Origin of the sequence: Flexivirga alba (genome assembly GCF_042661025.1) — a bacterium.
Classification (GTDB): domain Bacteria; phylum Actinomycetota; class Actinomycetes; order Actinomycetales; family Dermatophilaceae; genus Flexivirga; species Flexivirga alba.
On the sequence record NZ_JBHSWH010000001.1, the window covers coordinates 683998 to 701776 of the forward strand.

Genomic DNA, 17779 nt, shown 5'->3' on the forward strand with positions numbered 1-17779 from the left:
GGACCGACGGTAGCACGCAGAAGGTGCACGGAAGATGTCCGACAGTTGACCGATCTCAGTCGCTGAACGAGGCCTTCAGCCGCGGTGTCGCGGTAGCCGATTTCGGACATGTGCGTGCTGCTGCAGGTGGGCGATGAGCTGACCTCACCAGAACGTTCCGCTTAGGCGCTGCGCCGCTGTGGTGTGCCGCCCAACGCGCGGGTGAGATCGTCAGCGGCGGCACGACAGTCGTCGACCAACCGCGAAAGACGTTCTGTGTCAACGCGATAGCGCGGTACGGCGAGCAGGATCGCCGCGATCAGTCGGCCGCGGTGGTCGTGCACTGCCGCTGCGACGCCAACCTCGTCCGGGGTCGTGTCTCCGTCATTGACTGCGATGCCCTGCCCGTCATTCGCCGTCAGCCGACGGTATGCCGCCTTGCTTCGCGGCGTCCGGGCGAAGAACTCCTCGCGATCGCTCTCGGACAAACCCGCCAACCGCACCCGGACCGACGCGTCCTCGACGCGGCTGTACCGCGTACCGAGTTCGGTGGCGTGCTTGATCGGGTTTGCAGACGGGACCTGCTCGACGATGACGGCGGCGAAGTCGTCCCAGATCACCAGTGAACTCGTCTCCCCTGTCGACCCGGTGAGCGACGTCAACACCGGCAACGCGGCACGTCGGACGTCCAGATTCGCCAGCAGCGATCCGGCCACACTGAGCAGGCCGAGCCCGAGTCGGAACTTCTTCGACAGCGGGTCCTGCTCGACCAGGTCCTCGGCTTCGAGGGTCGACATCATCCGCGACACGGACGACTTGTGCAGCCCGATCTCCTCGGCGATCTCGACGACGCCGAGCACCGGACGCTCCGGGCTGAAGCAGCGCAGGACGGCCATTGCGGTCGCGACGGGTGACGTGCCACGCGGGGACTTCGGCATCGACTCATTCCTCAGGCCCGGGTCGCTCATCGTGGGGTGCTCATGACTCGTCGGGGAGTGTGCCGATGTCCTCGGCCCACACGTGCGGAAAGCGTTCTTGGAACTGCGTCATCAGCTGCGCGCACCGGTCGTCATCGAGCACCAGCACCGTCACCCCGCGACCGCGCAGCCAGTTGAGTTCGCCTGGGAACGTGCGGCTCTCGCCCACGACGACGTCGGTGATGCCGAACTGCACGATCGCTCCGGCGCACATCGCACAGGGCGCGAGCGTCGTGTGCAGGATCGTCCCGGCATACGAACCGATGCGGCCCGCCTGCCGAAGACAGTCGATCTCGCCGTGCGCCGTCGGGTCACCCTGTTGCACCCGCTGGTTGTGCCCGGTCGCGAGCAGTCGACCGCCACGCTCGAGCGCGGACCCGATGGGCACGCCACCGTCGGCGAGTGATGCCGACGCCGCATCGACCGCAGCCTCGAATGCCGGGCGCGAGAAGCGCGCACGTAGCTCGTCATCGTTCATCGCAGGTCCTCCGTTCCGTCGCCGGTCCCTGTGATTGTGGCGCATCGATGCTGCATAAGGGCGCGAACACGAGACCGGGGGAAGCGGGCGGCTGCGCCGGCCGAACCTCCCCGGTGCCCGTGAGGTCGTCAGGCGCCGATGATGTTCTTCTCCGGTCCGAACGGGAACTTGGTGATGTTCTCCGCACCGTCGTCGCCGACGACCAGGATGTCGTGCTCACGGTAGCCGCCGGCACCGGGCTCGCCATCCGGGACGGTAATCATAGGCTCCATCGACACGACCATGCCCGGCTCGAGCACGGTGTCGATGTCCTCGCGCAACTCGAGGCCGGCCTCGCGCCCGTAGTAGTGCGACAGGACGCCGAACGAGTGGCCATAACCGAAGGTCCGGTTGGCCAGCAGCCCGTGGCTGACATAGATCTTGTTGAGCTCGGCGGCGATGTCCTTGCAGACCGCGCCGGGTTTGATCAGCTCCAGGCCTGCCCGGTGCACCTCAACGTTGACGTTCCACAACTCCAGCGAGCGGGCGTCCGGCTCACCGAGGAAGAGGGTGCGCTCGAGCGCCGTGTAGTAGCCGGAGGACATCGGGAAGCAGTTGAGCGACAGGATGTCGCCGTCCTGCAACTGCCGGGTCGTCGGCCAGTTGTGAGCACCGTCGGTGTTGATGCCCGACTGGAACCAAACCCAGGTGTCGCGAATCTCGCTGTTGGGGAACGTCTTTGCGATCTCGTGGACCATGGCGTCGGTGCCTGCGAGCGCCACCTCGTACTCGGTGACGCCGACCTTGATCGCATTGCGGATCGCCTCACCGCCGAGATCGCCGATGCGGGCGCCGTGCTTGATGACCTCGATCTCCTCCGGCGACTTGATCATCCGCTGGCGCATCGCGGCCTGCGAGACATCGACCAGCTCCGCGCCGTCGAGCGCGGCAGCCAGGCGCTGGCGCAGCATCAGCGGCAGCTGGTCGTCCTCGACGCCGACGCGCTTGGCCGTGACACCCCGTTGCTTGAGGGCCTGCTGAATCGCGAAGTAGTAGTTGTCGCGGTTCCAGTCCGTGTAGACGATGTTCTCGCCATACGACCGGCGCCACGGCATGCCGGCGTCGATGTTGGCCGTGATCGTCACCGTGTCGTCGGCGGTGACGACCATCGCGTAGGAGCGGCCAAAGTAGGTGAAGAGGAAGTCGCTGTAGTACTTGATCGAGTGGTATGACGTCAGCACGACGGCGTCGAGCTTGAGGTCGGCCATGATCGATCGCAGTCCGTCGATGCGCCGCTCGAGCTCGGCATCGCTGAAGGTGAGCGGCACCTTCGAGCCGTTGTGCAGCACCTTGAGCCGCTCGAGGTCGGCGACGTTGGTCACGGGTGAGGTCGTGGTGGTCATCAGGAGGTCTCCTTGTTTCTAGAGGTTGTCATTCAGGTGGCCGAGCGGGTGTCCTTCGCCGTTCTGGCCGGGCTGTGGTCCCGGGTCGGGGATCCGCCGGTGGATCGTGATGTCGGGCAACGTGTTTGCGGTGTGCTCCGCGATCTGCTGGAGCGTGGCGAACCACACGCCGTCCAGGGACTTGATGTGGTCGACGAGCTCGGACAATGCACTGAGCCGGGTCGGGCGCCCGGAGATGAACGGGTGGTTGGTGAGGACGAAGCAGTTACCTGCCGTTGCTGCCACGGTGGCCTCGTCGGACCACATCTGCAGCGCCTTGCGGGGCGACTCGATAAGGCCGCTGCCGGTCCACTCCGGGTAGAACGCGAATTGCTCCCAGTCGTCCAGCGCCCAGTCCACCGGGATCTCGACGAGGTCGCGTTCGGCGCCCTCAGCCGAGGTGAAGCGGTAGGGCACGTCACCGTCCAACAGGCTTGAGTCGTAGGCGAATCCGCGCTCGAGCAGCATGTCGGTCGTTCGGTAGTTGTACTCCCACCACGGCGCTCGGTAGCCGACCGGCCGCACGCCAACGCGGTCGAGGCTCTCCAGCCCGCGATCGAGCATCTCGGCCTCTTGCGCGTCGGTGAGCGACGTTGTCTTCTCATGCATCCAGCCGTGGTGTGCGACCTCGTGGCCACCATCCGCGATGGCCCGGACCATGTTGGGGTAGAGGTCAGCCGTGTAGCCGGGCACGAAGAACGTCGCCTGTATGCCGTGGTGGTCGAGCATCGCGAGCAGCTTCGGCACCGCCACGGATGGTCCGTAGTTCTGGTGGGTCATCAGCGACATACGACGGTGGAAGGTGGAGTCGAAGGCGAGTGCGCCGGCCTCCGCGTCCACGTCGAAGGTGAGCGACGCTGCGAACTTCTTCCCTGCGGGCCAGCTGAAGCCCGACGGCGGGTGGAAGGGGGCTTTCATGCATGAACCTCTTCGACCTGGTCACGGACGGCCGCGTCCTGTTCACAGGTCTCCAGCTCCGCGACTGCCTGGTCGTCTGCGACACCTTCACGCAGACCCAGCGGGATGCCGTCGTGGATCCGGCGCTTGAAGCGCCGGTAGCCGGACAGGAAGTAAATCGTGCCGGAGGTGAGCGCGCCGGCCAGCCAGGAGAAGTCCGCACCGCCGAGAGCACGCGCCGCCGGTCCCTGCAGAGCCGGGATGCCGCCATACATGAACATCCAGGTCATCACCAGGCCGCACAGGAACGCGATGATCGCGTACTTGTTAACCGCCTTGAGGTGGGTGTCCTTCGGGTCACGGAAGAGGTAGTCGAAGTTGCGGTGCTTGCGCTCGAAGATGAAGTAATGCACCGCCATGATGCCGGCCCAGGTGGCGACCCAACCGGCGATCGCGACCAACCAGGTGTCGACGACCGTGGCGAAGTTGCCCGCGAACATGAAGCCGATCACCGCGCACATCGACAGGACGCCCACCAGCAGCGACAGCTTGCGCCGCGAGATCTTGATGTCCAGCGCCTGACTGGCGACGCTGAAGGTGTACATGTTGATGATGTTTGTCGCGATCGGCCCGTGAATCACCAGCAGGATGATCGGGATCGCCATCGTGCCGAAGTTGCCCGCGATCAGCTGGCCCGGGTCGGCCTTCGGGTTGGTCGTGGCCAGCGAAGCGCCCAGGGCGCCCAGCCAGATGACCGGGATGATCATGCCGGAGACACTGGTCAAGTAGAGCTTGCGGCGTGGAACGCTGCGGCTGACGAAGCGTGAGTAGTCGGGGGCGTAGGTGAACCAGCCGATGCCCCAGCCGATCCCGATCGCGGTCATGATCCCGGTCATCGTGGCGAAGCGCTCGGTGCCGTGCAGGCCGGCGCCCTGGAAGCCCCAGTTCACGTTGACCTTGGTCCACGCCAGGATCGTCATGATGGTCAGCACGACCATGGTGGGCGGCATCGACCAGCGCTCGAAGGCCGCGATGGCGCGGTAACCCAGGAAGCAGATGATGACCTGGATGATCATGATGAGCGCGGCCACGGCGATGCGCGCACCGTAGTTGTGCGCGTTGGGGTCGACCCAGCCGAGCAGGCCGAAGAGACTCATCACCAGATCGAGGATGATCCAGGTGTTCACCGCGGCCCAGCCGATGGCGACGATCGCCTGTACGGCGGCCGGCAGATACGCACCCTTGCGCCCGAAGGCGCCGCGGGAGAGCAGCATTCCGGTGGCGCCGGAGCGTTGGCCGAGCAGCACGAAGAAGCCGAAGCCGAACATGCCGATCAGGTTGCCGACGACCAGCACGATCATCGTGTCGCTGAAGCTGAGGCCGAGCTGGACGCCCAGTGCGCCGAGGATCCAGTTGATCGGGGCGACGTTGGCGCCGAGCCAGATCCAGAACTGGCCGGAGACCTTGGTGGTCCGCTTCGACTCGGGGATCGGTTGTAGCACGTCCTCGACGTCGGCTGTTTGCGCCTCGTCGGGTGATGCGTCAGTGATTTGCATTCCGGTTTCTTTCTGGGGGAAGGGGATTCCGGGATCCCGGACCACATGGCCCGTGTGGCCGCCGAGGCCGTTTGGCAATCCGAGCTGCCAACATCGGCCTCATGCCGCGCGAACGAGTTCAGGTGCGCTCGGTGGCATACACCGGCCGACGCGTCTTCCTCGAGAACTTCTTGTTGCGTTCAACGCAACTTGGTTGCACTGAACGTAGATGTGATCCAGAACACCGTCAAGCCCTACCGGCCAGTAGTTCGCAGACTGGTCGCAGAATCGAAGCGTGGCCTCGCGAATTCCCCGAAGAACGAGGAGGGCCTCGCGAAATATTCGGATGGGGCAGTCGGGGTCCCGCGAAGCATTCGGAGCAGCGCAGTGAGGGAGAACCTTCGTGGGTGACTAGAGGACCGTGCGGATCCGGACCTCGAAGGCCTGCATGTGCTTGAGCATCAGCTGCTCCGCATGCCCACTACCGCCGGCGCGCACGGCCTCGAGCAGCTCGATGTGCTCCACGATGTGCGATCCCACATCAGGCAGGCGTGGCGCCGCCACCGACCAGATCCGGGTCGCGAGGTTGCCGTAGCGCACCAGCGCCGTCTCAAGGTGGTCGTTGTGCGTCGCCCGATAGATGGCGCGGTGCACCTGTAGGTCCCACTCCATGTGATCGCGCGCAGAGGTGTCGGCAGGCAGCGCGGCGAGTCCGTCCCGCAACTTCTCCAGACTGCGGCGATCATCAGCGTCGGCGCGCACGGCACCGAGCCCGGCAGCAAGTGGCTCGAGGACCCGCCGAATCTCGGAGATTTCCGACAGCGCCGTGATGTCCACGGGGCTCGCGAAGGTGCCGCGGCGCGGATAGGTGATGACCAGATGGTCGGACTCCAGGCGCTTCAGGGCTTCCCGCAGCGGCGTGCGACCGACCGCCAGCTCGGCGGCAAGCGCCTGCTCGCTCAGCGGCTCGCCCGGTTCGATGTCCAGCAGCACGAGGCGCTCCTTGAGCGTTTCGTAGGCAGCCTCGGTCAACGATCCGTTGGTCCGCGATTGGTTGGGCACGGATCGAATCATGGCAGCACTTCCAATGCAGTGGATCAAATATGGAGCCGGGCGGACATGGCCGAGGTGCTGCTCAGGCGCGAAGCGACTGCGAAGCACCTCGGCCATGTCCGCATTGAGTATTGACAGCGGGCGATCTGGGGCTTAGCTTACCCGACAACTGATATATCAGTTGTCGACTTCAACGTGCGGAAGGAATCGCCGTGACCTCAGCAAGCCCCACCCTGACCGACGCACCAGCAGCCGGTATGACGCGGGGAGAATTCAATTCCCCTCTGGCAGAAGCAGATCCGGAGGTTGCCGCCGTCGTCGCGCTTGAACTACGCCGTCAGCAGGACACCCTGGAGATGATCGCGTCAGAGAACTTCGCGCCGGTTGCGGCGTTGCAGGCGCAGGGCAGCGTGCTCACCAACAAGTATGCCGAGGGCTACCCCGGTCGACGCTATTACGGCGGGTGCGAGCACGTCGACGTGATCGAGACTCTCGCGATCGAGCGGGTGAAGAGCCTCTTCGGCGCGGCATACGCCAACGTGCAGCCACACTCCGGCGCCCAGGCCAACACAGCGGTCTACTTCGCGCTGCTCCAGCCGGGCGACACGATCCTCGGGTTGGACCTCGCGCACGGCGGTCACCTGACGCACGGGATGCGGATCAACTACAGCGGCAAGATGTTCGACGTCGCGGCCTATCACGTCGGCGACGACGGACGAATCGACATGGACGAGGTCGCCCGGCTCGCCCGTGAGCACCGGCCGAAGCTGATCGTGGCCGGCTGGTCGGCATACCCGCGCACGCTCGATTTCCCGGCGTTCCGCGCCATCGCCGACGAGGTCGGCGCGCTGCTGATGGTCGACATGGCGCACTTCGCCGGGCTGGTGGCCGCCGGCCTGCACCCGAACCCCGTGCCGTTCGCGGACGTCACGACGAGCACGACGCACAAGACGCTCGGCGGCCCACGCGGCGGCATCATCCTCACGAATGACGCCGCGATCGCCAAGAAGATCAACTCGGCGGTCTTCCCCGGGATGCAGGGCGGGCCGCTGGAGCATGTCATCGCCGCGAAAGCGGTCGCTTTCCGGTTCGCCGCGTCCGACGACTTCGTGGACCGCCAGCGCCGCACGCTGTCCGGCGCGCGCCTGCTCGCGGAGCGGCTGCTGCAGGATGACGCAGCACAGCACGGCATCCGCGTGCTGTCCGGCGGGACCGACGTGCACCTGGTCCTGGTCGATCTTCGCGACGCCGAACTCGACGGCAAGCAGGCCGAGGACCGCCTGCACAGCATCGGAATCACGGTGAACCGCAACGCGATTCCCAATGACCCACGTCCACCGATGGTCACTTCCGGCCTGCGGATCGGCACTCCGGCCCTTGCCACCCGTGGCTTCGGCGATGCGGAATTCACCGAGGTTGCCGACATCATCGCGGCCACTCTCACCACCGACGACGTCAACGCCGTCGCCGACGAGCTGCGCTCCAGGGTCGCCGACCTGACCGCGCGCTTCCCGCTCTATTCCGGCCTCGCGGCCCAGGAGGCGTGATGATGACCCCATCAGAGCAGCGAGCTCTGCCACCGCACCCGTCGTTCCTGTGGCGCAACCCGGACCCGCGAGACTCCTACGACGTCGTGATCGTCGGCGGCGGCGGCCACGGACTGGCGACCGCCTACTACCTCGCCAAAGTCCACGGCATCACCAAAGTCGCAGTCCTCGAACGCGGCTGGCTGGCCGGAGGCAACATGGCCCGCAACACCACGATCATCCGCAGCAACTACCTGTGGGACGAGTCCGCGGCGATCTACGAGAAGTCGTTGAAGCTCTGGGAAGGACTGGAGGACGAGCTCGGTTACGACATCTTCTTCTCGCAGCGTGGCGTGCTGAACCTCGCGCACACGTTGCAGGACGAGCGTGACTCGGTGCGCCGGGTGGAAGCCAACCGGCTCAACGGTGTGGACGCTGAATACATCACGCCCGAGCAGGTCAAGGAGATCTGCCCGATCATCAACATCAGCCAGGACATTCGTTATCCGGTGATGGGCGCGACCTACCAACCGCGCGCCGGCATCGCCAAGCATGACTGGGTCGCCTGGGGCTACGCACGACGCGCGAGCGAACTGGGTGTCGACCTGATCCAGAACTGCGAGGTCACGGGCTTCGACATGGACGGCGACAAGGTCGTCGGCGTCCGGACGACCCGGGGCAACATCAAGGCCGGTCGGGTGGCGCTGGCCGCCGCCGGGCACACGTCCACGCTCACCGAAATGGCCGGCTTCCGGGTGCCGATCCAGTCGCATCCCTTGCAGGCGCTGGTCTCCGAACTGCACGAGATGATCCATCCGACGGTGGTGATGTCGAACCACGTGCACGTCTATGTCTCGCAGGCCCACAAGGGTGAACTGGTCATGGGCGCCGGCGTCGACTCCTACAACGGTTATGGACAACGCGGCTCGTTCAACATCATCGAGCACCAGATGTCAGCCGCGGTCGAGCTCTTCCCCGCGTTCTCCCGCGCACACCTGCTGCGGACCTGGGGCGGCATCGTCGACGTCACGCTGGACGCGTCTCCCATCATGGGACTCACCCCCGTCGACGGCATGTATGTCGACTGCGGTTGGGGCACAGGCGGATTCAAGGCCGTGCCGGGTGCCGGTTTCGCCTTCGCACACACCATCGCCAACGACGAGCCGCACGAGCTCAACCGTCCCTACTCCCTCGAGCGCTTCGTCACCGGAGAGCTCATCGACGAGCACGGCGCCGCAGCCGTCGCTCACTGAGCGCCCCCAGACTGAAGGAGATCCCGACATGTTGATGATCAACTGCCCCCATTGCGGCGTGCGCCCGGAGGGCGAGTTCACCTACGGCGGCCAGGCCCATATCCCCTACCCGGAGGACCCGCAGGCCGTCAGTGATGAGGAGTGGGCGCAGTACCTCTTCTACCGGGACAACCCGAAGGGCGCGTTCCGCGAGCGCTGGGTGCACAGCGCAGGCTGCCGCAAATGGTTCAACGCGGTCCGTGACACCCGCACCTACGACATCACCTCCACCTACGTCGGCGCGGCACCGGTCGACGCGAACAGCACGCAAGGAGCGCAGTCATGAGCGCACGTCGTCTCCGGTCCGGCGGCGTCGTCGACCGCGCACAGTCGCGCACCTTCACCCTCGACGGCCGGTCGTACGACGGCCTGTCCGGCGACACCGTCGCTTCGGCTGCGCTGGCCAACGGAGTTGTCCGCGTGGGGAATTCGATCTATCGCGGACGGCCGCGCGGCGTGATGAGCAGCGGTGCCGAGGAGCCGAACGCATTCGTGCGGGTCAACGGTGAGTATGGCGAGTCGATGCAGCCGGCGACCATCACCGAGTTGGTCGAAGGGCTGCAGCTGACCTGGGAGGACGGAATCGGCACCCTCGACCAGTCGGTCGACCCCGCCGAGTACGACCACATGCACGTGCACACCGACGTCGCCGTCATCGGCGCCGGCCCGGCCGGCCTGGCCGCGGCCCGCGCGGCCGCTGCCACCGGTCTACGAGTAATGCTCTTCGAGCAGGACTTCGCGCTCGGCGGCAGCCTGCTCGGCCGGCCGAACGAAATCGTCGAGGGCGTCCCTGCGGGCGCGTGGATCCAGGACGTGCGGGAGCAGCTCGATGCCGCTACCAACTGCCGGATCCTGTTGCGCACCAGTGTCTTCGGCAGTTACGACAGCAACTACCTGATCGCGCTCGAAAAGCGGGTCGACGCGCCGCAAAAGGATGGCGTCTCCCGCCAGCGCGTCTGGCACATCAATGCCGGACGGGTCGTGCTGGCGACAGGTGCGTTCGAGCGAACCCTGGTATTTGCGAACAACGACCTGCCCGGCGTAATGCTGGCATCGGCCGTTCAGAACTACCTCGGCCGGTATGGCGTTTTGGTCGGCGAGCAGATCGTCGTGCTCACGACCAACGACTCGGCATACTCCGTCGCGGCCGACCTCGCGTCGGCCGGCGCCAAGGTGACTCTGGTCGACAGCCGGCCGACGGCGGGCGTCGAGGACCCGACGTCGGTCGATGTCCGTCACGGGCACGTGGTCGTCGAGGCCGTCGGATCCGACGAACTCGTCGGAGTACGCATCGCTCCCGCAGGTGCCGATGCTCAGCAGACACAACAGCTTCCGTGCGATCTGCTCGCGGTCTCCGGCGGCTGGTCGGCAAACGTCAACCTGCACTCGCAACGCCAGGGTGCGCTGCACTGGGACGATGGTTTGCTCGGCTTCGTACCGTCCAGTCCGGTGCGTGACCAGGCACTTGCCGGTGCGGTGACCGGCACCTACTGGACCGCAGGCGCGATCGCCGAGGGCGTTGCCGCCGGTGCGGGACAACCCGATCCGACTACCATAGACGAGCGTCGAAGCCGCTCGGGCGTCACGGATGCACTATGGGTAATCCCTTCTCCTGCAGGCAATTTCGACACTCATTTCGTGGACCTGCAACGTGACGAGACGGCGGCCGGTGTCGTCCGCGCGGTGCACGCTGGCATGCACTCGGTGGAGCACGTGAAGCGCTACACCTCGATCAGCACCGGTCTCGACCAGGGCAAGATCGGCGGAGTGCTGACGATCGGCCTGCTGAGCCAGCTGCTCGGCGAACACGACATGGCGTCCGTGCCGGTCGGCCAGCCCGGCCAGGGCGACGACGCCGGGCCGAGCGACGCGCTCACCCCGAAGCCGTCGCCCGGCACCATCGGGACCACCACCTTCCGTGCGCCCTTCATGCCAGTCGCCTTCGCGGCGCTGGCTGGTCGTGCCCGCGGGCAGCTCTACGATCCGGCGCGAGTGACTCCCGCGCAGGTGCGACATGTCGAGCGCGGTGCCGAGTTCGAGGACGTCGGCCAGTGGAAGCGCCCCTGGTTCTACCCGCAGGTGGGTGAGGACATGGACGCTGCGGTGGGTCGCGAATGTCGTGCAGCACGAACGAATGTCGCCTACATGGACGGCTCGACGCTGGGCAAGATCGAAATCCGCGGTAAGGACGCGCCGACCTTCCTCAACCGCATCTACACCAACGCCTTCGCCAAGCTCCCGATCGGCAAGCAGCGGTATGGCGTCATGTGCCGCCCGGACGGCATGGTCTTCGACGACGGTGTCTCCTTCCGGCTCGCGGAGGACCGCTACCTGATGACCACCACGACCGGCGGCGCGGCCGGGGTCCTGGAGTGGTTGGAGGAGTGGCACCAGACCGAGTGGCCGGACCTCGACGTCTTCTTCACTTCGGTGACGGAGCAGTGGTCCACGACGGTCGTCGCCGGCCCTCGGTCGCGTGACGTCATACACAAGATTGCGCCGGACCTGGACGTGTCACGGGAAGGCTTCGAGTTCATGGCGTTCCACGACACCGTGCTGGCCAGCGGCATACCTGCTCGCATCGCCCGGGTGACGTTCTCCGGTGAACTGGCCTTCGAGGTCAACGTTAGCGGTTGGTATGGCGAAGCCGTCTGGGACGACATCACGGACGCGGGTGCAGAGTTCGGCATCACGCCATATGGCACCGAGACGATGCACGTGCTGCGTGCCGAGAAGGCCTTTCCGATCGTTGGGCAGGACACCGACGGCACGGTCACGCCGCAGGACCTCGGGATGGACTGGGTCGTCGCCAAGAAGAAGAAGGACTTCATCGGCATGCGGTCCTATGCACGCGCCGGCCACGTCGAGGAGGGACGCAAGCAACTCGTCAGTCTCTTCCCGGTCGACCGCGAGCTGCGGTTGCCGGAGGGCAGTCAGGTCGTCACGCCGGAGAACGCGCCGGACAAGCCGCTGAGTGGCATTGCGCCGCAACCGATTCCGATGATCGGACATGTGACGTCGAGCTATCACAGCGAGGCGCTGGACCGGACGTTCGCACTGGCGCTCGTCAGGGACGGTCGCTCGCGGGTCGGCGAAGAGGTGATGGTGTCGTTCGGGGGAAAGTTCTTCCCGGCGCAGATCGCCGAGGCAGTTGTCTACGACAAGGAAGGAGCACGTCGCGATGGTTGAGCGCAATGTGGTGCTGGAGCGCCGCCGTAGTCCGCTGCAGCGGCTGGCCAAGGAGTTGGAGTCCGGGGGCAGCACCGACGTGGCACTGCGAGAGATCCCGTTCCTCGCCCAGATCGGGCTGCGTGTCGAGCCCGGCAGCCCATCGGCAGTTGCCCTCGAGTGGACCCTCACTGGAGCGCTGCCGGCCGGTGTCGGTGACGTCACGGAGCTCTCCGGCAACCGGCACGTCCTCTGGTCCGGGCCTGACGAGTTCCTGCTCATCGCCCCTGATGAGTCCGACGGTGGCACGGACCCGGCACAAATCACCGACGAGTTGAGCACAGCCCTGGGTGGCCTGCCGGGCCAGGTCGTCGACCTCTCGGCGAATCGGACCACGCTCGAACTGCGCGGTACTCGCGCCCAGGACGTGCTCGACAAGTCCTGTCGGCTCGATCTGGACCCGAACGTGTTCCCGGCAGGTTCCGCACTGGTCACGCTGCTGGGCACGGTGAATGTCATTCTCTGGCGCGTCGAGCCTGACACCTGGCGGATCATGCCGAGGGCGTCGTTCGCGACGCACACCGCTCGGTGGCTGTTGGACGGTATGCGCGAGTTCGCCTGATGGCCCTCTCCGTACTCGACCTCTTCTCAATCGGGATCGGGCCGTCGTCCTCGCACACCGTGGGCCCGATGCGCGCTGCAGCCCGGTTCGTCACCGGGCTGCAGCGGGCGTCGACACTTGAGCGCGTGCAGCGTGTGACGGTGCAGCTCTTCGGGTCTCTCGCCGCAACCGGCGTGGGGCACGGCACCGACCGTGCCGTCGTCCTCGGGTTGACCGGAGCCGATCCGAAGACCGTGGACGTCGACGCGGCGTTCGAACAGTTCGACGAGATCTGTGACACGCGACGGCTCCTGCTCGCAGCCGTGCGGGCGATCGACTTCGACCCCGCTGTCGACGTCGAGTTCCACCGCAAGCCCCTCCCCCAGCACCCCAACGGTATGCGTTTCACCGCGTATGACGACACAGGCGCCATACTCACCGAGACCGAAAGCTATTCGGTCGGAGGCGGATTCGTCGTCGACAAGGACGACGACGGCGGGCTCGGCACCGATGCCGTCGAGGTTCCGCACCCGTTCACCAGCGCGGAGGAACTACTCGCCCAGTGCTCGGCCACGGGTGGCTCCATCGCCGAGGTGATGCTCGCCAACGAAGCCGCCTTCCGCCCCAAAGCGACCACCCGAGCGCAGTTGCTGGAGGTCTGGGCTGTGATGCAGCAGTGCGTCGAGAACGGCTGCACCCGGGAGGAGAAGTTTCTGCCCGGGCGGTTGCGGGTGCGACGGCGGGCTCCGGAGCTGCGGCGGAAGCTGCGGGCCCACGAGGCGGCCGAGCGGGCTCGCACCGGAACGATGAGCGATCCGCTGTGGGCGATGGAGTGGGTGAATCTCTATGCGCTGGCGGTCAACGAGGAGAACGCTTCTGGCGGTCGGGTCGTCACCGCACCGACCAATGGTGCCGCCGGCATCGTGCGTGCGGTGTTGCACTATTTCACCCGCTTCGTCGACGGCGCGTCGGACGAGGAGGTGGTCACTTTCCTGCTGACGGCAGGTGCGATCGGCATCCTCTTCAAGGAGGGGGCATCGATCTCCGGCGCCGAGGTCGGCTGCCAGGGCGAAGTGGGTTCGGCCTGTTCGATGGCAGCGGCAGGGCTCTGCGCGGTGCTCGACGGAGCACCAGTGCAGGTCGAGAACGCTGCGGAGATCGGCATTGAGCACAACCTCGGGCTGACGTGTGATCCGGTCGGCGGCCTGGTGCAGGTGCCCTGCATCGAGCGCAACGCGATCGCATCGGTGAAGGCGATCAACGCGGCGCGATTGGCGATGCAGGGTGACGGCGATCACCGGGTGCGGTTGGATGCCGCCATACGCACGATGCGGGAGACCGGCCGGGACATGAAGAGCAAGTACAAGGAGACCAGCCGCGGCGGTCTCGCCGTGAACGTGGTCGAGTGCTGAGTTGCTCTGATGAACATGCCTCAAAGACAAGGAGATTCGCCATGAGCGGAGACAACGGTGAACACCGGTATGTGCTGACGCTGGACGGCGCGGAGCGGCCCGGACTGCTGCACGCGGTCACCGGGTTCCTCGTCGACAACCGTGCCGACATACGGGAGATCAAGCAGTTCGACGACCAGCTCGCCGGGCGCTACGTATGCCGGGTCGACTTCGTGGTGCCCGAGGATGGTGATCCTGGGATCGAGTCGTTGGATCGCTCACTGGACCCCTTGCGCGAGCAGTGGCAGTTGAATGCCCGGCTGCGGCGATCGACCGACAAGCAACGGGTGCTGATCATGGTGTCGAAATCCGCCCACTGCCTGAACGACCTGCTCTTCCGCGCGCACGTCGACGACCTGCCGATCGACATTGTCGGGGTGCTGTCCAACCACCCCGACCACGAGGACCTGGTGCGATGGCATCACGTGCCGTTCCACCACGTCCCGGTGACGGCCGCGACCAAGCCGGCGGCCGAGGCGCGCTTGCTGCAACTGGTGGACGAGCTCGACGTCGATCTGGTCGTGCTCGCCCGCTACATGCAGATCCTGTCCGACGACCTGACCCGCAAGCTGAGCGGCCGCGCGATCAACATCCACCACTCGTTCCTGCCGAGCTTCAAGGGTGCCAAGCCCTATCACCAGGCGTATGAACGCGGCGTGAAAACCGTTGGTGCCACTGCGCATTACGTGACCGGCGATCTCGACGAGGGACCAATCATCTCCCAGCAGGTGCAGGAGGTGGACCACTCCTACACCCCGGCCGATCTGGTGGCCGCCGGACGGGACACCGAGTGCAAAGCCCTCTCGAACGCAGTCCGATGGCACTGTGAGGGAAGGGTGTTCGTCCAAGGTCAGCGGACGGTCGTGCTCCGCTGAGGAACTAGCCCTTCAGCTCGGGGAAGTCGTCGTCGCGCCATTCAGGCACGGAGCGCTCGCCGGCGATCTCCTCTTCACGTCCGCGCAGCTCGACCCGGCGGATCTTGCCGGAGATCGTCTTGGGCAGCTCGTAGAACTCGACCCGCCGCACCCGCTGGTATGGCGCCAGGTGTTCCCTCGCGTACTTGAGGATCTCGAACGCGGTCTCTTTCGTCGGCTCGTGACCGGGTGCCAGCGCGATGTAGGCCTTCGGCACGGCCAGCCGCACCGGGTCGGGTGCGGGCACGATTGCGGCCTCGGCGACCGCCGGATGCTCGATCAGCACCGATTCCAACTCGAACGGGCTGATCTTGTAGTCGGACGCCTTGAACACGTCATCGGTGCGCCCGATGTAGGTGTAGTAGCCGTTCGCGTCGCGGGAGGCGACGTCGCCGGTGTGGTAGACCCCGTGTGCCATGACGGCAGCGTTGCGTTCGGGGTCGGCCTGGTAGCCGGTCATCAGCCCGACCGGGTGCTGACTCAGGTCCAGACAGATCTCACCCTCGTCTGCGTCGGCCGGGAGCAACTCGCCGGTCACCGGATCCGCGAGACCCGACGGCACACCCGGCAACGGACGCCCCATCGAGCCGGGCTGCACGGCAGAACCGGGAGTGTTGGCGATCTGCACGCTGGTCTCGGTCTGCCCATAGCCGTCGCGGATGGTCACGCCCCAGGATTTCTCGATCTGCCGAATCACCTCTGGATTCAACGGTTCTCCGGCACCGACCACCTCACGGAGGGCGTCCGGCTTTACGCCGAGATCGGCGTTGATGAGCATCCGCCATACAGTCGGGGGCGCGCAGAAGCTCGTGACACCCTCGGTGCGCAGTTGCTCCAGCAGAGCGGGAGCATCGAAGCGGGAGTAGTTGTAGATGAAGATCGTCGCCTCGCCGATCCACGGCGCGAAGAAGTTGGACCAGGCGTGCTTCGCCCAGCCCGGCGAGGAGACGTTGAGGTGCACGTCGCCTGGCCGCAGGCCGATCCAGTACATGGTGGACAGGTGACCGACCGGATAGGACACCTGCGTGTGCTCGACGAGCTTCGGCTTCGACGTCGTGCCCGAGGTGAAGTAGAGCAACAGCCGGTCCTGCGGCGTCGTGCCCGGGTGCGCGATGGCCCGCCACTCGGTTTCGAAGGCATTCGCGAAGTCCTGCCAGCCGTCGGCGGCACCCACGCTGAGGCGCAGGTAGTCGCCCGGGACCTCGTCGAACTTGCCGATGTCGCTCGCGTTGCACACGACTGCTTTGGCGGAGGTGCGCTCGAGACGATCGATCAGATCACTCGGGCCGGCGGCGGTCGTCGTGGGCACGATGACCGCGCCCAGCTTCATCACGCCGAGCATCGTCTCCCACAACTCGACCTGGTTGTTGAGCATCAGGATCACGGCGTCGCCCTTGCCGACGCCGAGACCACCCAGCCAGGTGGCGACCTGATCGGACCGGCGGGACATCTCCTGGAAGCTGCGACTGGTCCGCGAGCCGTCCTGCTCGACGATCACCAGCGCCGGGCGGTCATTGCCAACCGAGACCGCGTCGAACCAGTCGACGGCCCAGCAGAACCGATCGCCCAGGTCGGGCCAGTGGAAACCTTCGACTGCCTGGTCGTAGTTGTCGTAGTGCTGCAGGAGGAAGTCCCGCGCCGCCCGGTATGCCGTGGTCGCGTCCATGTTCGTCATCATGGCACCGCCACAAGCTGGTTGAGGAGCGTATCGAAACAGCTGGTTGAGTAGCGGAGGAGCGCAGCGGGGGAGCGTATCGAAACCACGGATGAAAAGATCGACCCATGACCGCACAACGCGTCGTCTCCCTGGTGCCGTCGATCACCGAAGCACTGGCCGCCACACGGCCCGAAGCACTCGTCGGCGCGACGGACTGGTGCACCCACCCGGCCGACCTCGATGTGACGCGGGTGCGCGGCACGAAGAACCCCAACCTCGAGACGATCCGGTCTCTGCAACCCGACGTCGTCGTTGCCAACAAGGAGGAGAACCGCGAGCTGGACGTACGGCGCCTGCGCGACTCCGGTGTGAACGTCTGGGTGAGCGAAATCGAAACGGTGCCAGCAGCTTTCGCGGCGTATGACGAACTCTTCGACACGGTCCTTCAGTGGGAACGGCCGGCCTGGTTGGCGGAGGCTCGATCACTCTGGTCAGGAGAGCTACCGCCGGTGCGGGCGCGCGTCGCAGTGCCGATCTGGCGAGACCCGTGGATGGTGGTCGGTTCGCGCACGTTCACCGGAGACCTGTTGCGCCGCACGGGTTTTGACAATGTGTATGCCGACTCCGACGGGCGCTACCCGAAGGTCGAGCTCGCAGACCTGGACGCGCGAGGGGCTGACGTCATACTCCTGCCCGACGAACCGTATGTGTTCACCGCCGAAGATGGCCCCGAAGCGTTCAGCACTCCGACCCGTTTACTCAGCGGACGCCTCATCACCTGGTACGGCCCGTCGATAATCGAGGCACACCGGACCCTCGCCGATTGACCG

Annotated in this window: 15 protein-coding genes; 8 read left to right on the forward strand and 7 right to left on the reverse strand. The window is 66.0% G+C overall.

Going from position 1 to position 17779, the window contains the following annotated elements:
• Window positions 1-161: 161 nt before the first annotated feature.
• The 6 genes from ACFQDH_RS03445 to ACFQDH_RS03470 all read right to left on the reverse strand — a co-directional run bounded on the left by ACFQDH_RS03445 (window position 162) and on the right by ACFQDH_RS03470 (window position 6349).
• On the reverse strand, window positions 162-917 hold the full coding sequence (locus ACFQDH_RS03445) for an IclR family transcriptional regulator (RefSeq protein WP_382398495.1): 756 nt from the start codon (window positions 915-917) through the stop codon (window positions 162-164).
• Between the two features lie 40 nt (window positions 918-957).
• Window positions 958-1434 (reverse strand): nucleoside deaminase, encoded by a 477-nt coding sequence (locus ACFQDH_RS03450; protein WP_382398497.1) that lies wholly within the window; start codon window positions 1432-1434, stop codon window positions 958-960.
• Between the two features lie 128 nt (window positions 1435-1562).
• Window positions 1563-2816 (reverse strand): M24 family metallopeptidase, encoded by a 1254-nt coding sequence (locus tag ACFQDH_RS03455; RefSeq protein WP_382398499.1) that lies wholly within the window; start codon window positions 2814-2816, stop codon window positions 1563-1565.
• Window positions 2817-2834: 18 nt separating this feature from the next.
• Window positions 2835-3773, reverse strand: coding sequence for a polysaccharide deacetylase family protein (locus tag ACFQDH_RS03460; protein ID WP_382398501.1), 939 nt, complete (start codon window positions 3771-3773; stop codon window positions 2835-2837).
• Window positions 3770-5308 (reverse strand): purine-cytosine permease family protein, encoded by a 1539-nt coding sequence (locus ACFQDH_RS03465; RefSeq protein WP_382398503.1) that lies wholly within the window; start codon window positions 5306-5308, stop codon window positions 3770-3772. The genes ACFQDH_RS03460 and ACFQDH_RS03465 overlap by 4 nt, the downstream gene beginning before the upstream one ends.
• 390 nt (window positions 5309-5698) lie before the next feature.
• On the reverse strand, window positions 5699-6349 hold the full coding sequence (locus ACFQDH_RS03470) for a GntR family transcriptional regulator (RefSeq protein ID WP_382398505.1): 651 nt from the start codon (window positions 6347-6349) through the stop codon (window positions 5699-5701).
• A 248-nt stretch (window positions 6350-6597) separates the two neighbouring features.
• Between ACFQDH_RS03470 and glyA the strand changes: the two genes are divergently transcribed.
• From glyA to purU, 7 genes are read left to right on the forward strand one after another with little or no spacing between them, the layout of a single operon-like run.
• Window positions 6598-7887 carry a serine hydroxymethyltransferase gene (gene glyA / locus ACFQDH_RS03475; RefSeq protein WP_382404801.1) on the forward strand — a complete coding sequence of 430 codons (1290 nt, stop codon included), beginning with the start codon at window positions 6598-6600 and terminating at the stop codon, window positions 7885-7887.
• A gap of 2 nt (window positions 7888-7889) precedes the next feature.
• The gene (locus tag ACFQDH_RS03480) at window positions 7890-9119 is read left to right on the forward strand and encodes a sarcosine oxidase subunit beta family protein (RefSeq protein WP_382404802.1); all 1230 of its coding nucleotides are present in this window, start codon (window positions 7890-7892) and stop codon (window positions 9117-9119) included.
• A gap of 28 nt (window positions 9120-9147) precedes the next feature.
• Window positions 9148-9444 carry a sarcosine oxidase subunit delta gene (locus ACFQDH_RS03485; RefSeq protein ID WP_382398507.1) on the forward strand — a complete coding sequence of 99 codons (297 nt, stop codon included), beginning with the start codon at window positions 9148-9150 and terminating at the stop codon, window positions 9442-9444.
• Window positions 9441-12347 carry a 2Fe-2S iron-sulfur cluster-binding protein gene (locus ACFQDH_RS03490; RefSeq protein WP_382398509.1) on the forward strand — a complete coding sequence of 969 codons (2907 nt, stop codon included), beginning with the start codon at window positions 9441-9443 and terminating at the stop codon, window positions 12345-12347. Before ACFQDH_RS03485 ends, ACFQDH_RS03490 begins: the two co-directional genes overlap by 4 nt.
• A complete protein-coding gene (locus ACFQDH_RS03495) occupies window positions 12340-12948 on the forward strand; it encodes a sarcosine oxidase subunit gamma (protein ID WP_382398511.1) in 609 nt (202 codons plus the stop codon). Before ACFQDH_RS03490 ends, ACFQDH_RS03495 begins: the two co-directional genes overlap by 8 nt.
• Window positions 12948-14339, forward strand: coding sequence for an L-serine ammonia-lyase (locus tag ACFQDH_RS03500; RefSeq protein ID WP_382398513.1), 1392 nt, complete (start codon window positions 12948-12950; stop codon window positions 14337-14339). Before ACFQDH_RS03495 ends, ACFQDH_RS03500 begins: the two co-directional genes overlap by 1 nt.
• A gap of 41 nt (window positions 14340-14380) precedes the next feature.
• Window positions 14381-15253 (forward strand): formyltetrahydrofolate deformylase, encoded by an 873-nt coding sequence (gene purU / locus ACFQDH_RS03505; protein WP_382398515.1) that lies wholly within the window; start codon window positions 14381-14383, stop codon window positions 15251-15253.
• Window positions 15254-15257: 4 nt separating this feature from the next.
• Here purU and ACFQDH_RS03510 read toward each other — a convergent pair whose 3' ends face one another.
• A complete protein-coding gene (locus ACFQDH_RS03510; RefSeq protein WP_382398517.1) occupies window positions 15258-16970 on the reverse strand; it encodes an AMP-binding protein in 1713 nt (570 codons plus the stop codon).
• 104 nt (window positions 16971-17074) lie between these two features.
• Here ACFQDH_RS03510 and ACFQDH_RS03515 point away from each other — a divergent pair, with 104 nt between their 5' ends.
• On the forward strand, window positions 17075-17776 hold the full coding sequence (locus ACFQDH_RS03515; RefSeq protein ID WP_382398519.1) for a helical backbone metal receptor: 702 nt from the start codon (window positions 17075-17077) through the stop codon (window positions 17774-17776).
• Window positions 17777-17779: the final 3 nt, after the last annotated feature.

Bases quoted from the DNA above. Each gene is read 5' to 3' on its own strand.
- ACFQDH_RS03500 (WP_382398513.1), top strand. From the start codon at position 12,948: ATGGCCCTCTCCGTACTCGACCTCTTCTCAATCGGGATCGGGCCGTCG.
- purU (WP_382398515.1), top strand. From the start codon at position 14,381: ATGAGCGGAGACAACGGTGAACACCGGTATGTGCTGACGCTGGACGGC.
- ACFQDH_RS03495 (WP_382398511.1), top strand. From the start codon at position 12,340: ATGGTTGAGCGCAATGTGGTGCTGGAGCGCCGCCGTAGTCCGCTGCAG.
- ACFQDH_RS03510 (WP_382398517.1), bottom strand. From the start codon at position 16,970: ATGATGACGAACATGGACGCGACCACGGCATACCGGGCGGCGCGGGAC.
- ACFQDH_RS03445 (WP_382398495.1), bottom strand. From the start codon at position 917: ATGCCGAAGTCCCCGCGTGGCACGTCACCCGTCGCGACCGCAATGGCC.
- glyA (WP_382404801.1), top strand. From the start codon at position 6,598: ATGACGCGGGGAGAATTCAATTCCCCTCTGGCAGAAGCAGATCCGGAG.
- ACFQDH_RS03485 (WP_382398507.1), top strand. From the start codon at position 9,148: ATGTTGATGATCAACTGCCCCCATTGCGGCGTGCGCCCGGAGGGCGAG.
- ACFQDH_RS03515 (WP_382398519.1), top strand. From the start codon at position 17,075: ATGACCGCACAACGCGTCGTCTCCCTGGTGCCGTCGATCACCGAAGCA.
- ACFQDH_RS03490 (WP_382398509.1), top strand. From the start codon at position 9,441: ATGAGCGCACGTCGTCTCCGGTCCGGCGGCGTCGTCGACCGCGCACAG.
- ACFQDH_RS03460 (WP_382398501.1), bottom strand. From the start codon at position 3,773: ATGAAAGCCCCCTTCCACCCGCCGTCGGGCTTCAGCTGGCCCGCAGGG.
- ACFQDH_RS03465 (WP_382398503.1), bottom strand. From the start codon at position 5,308: ATGCAAATCACTGACGCATCACCCGACGAGGCGCAAACAGCCGACGTC.
- ACFQDH_RS03480 (WP_382404802.1), top strand. From the start codon at position 7,890: ATGACCCCATCAGAGCAGCGAGCTCTGCCACCGCACCCGTCGTTCCTG.
- ACFQDH_RS03450 (WP_382398497.1), bottom strand. From the start codon at position 1,434: ATGAACGATGACGAGCTACGTGCGCGCTTCTCGCGCCCGGCATTCGAG.
- ACFQDH_RS03455 (WP_382398499.1), bottom strand. From the start codon at position 2,816: ATGACCACCACGACCTCACCCGTGACCAACGTCGCCGACCTCGAGCGG.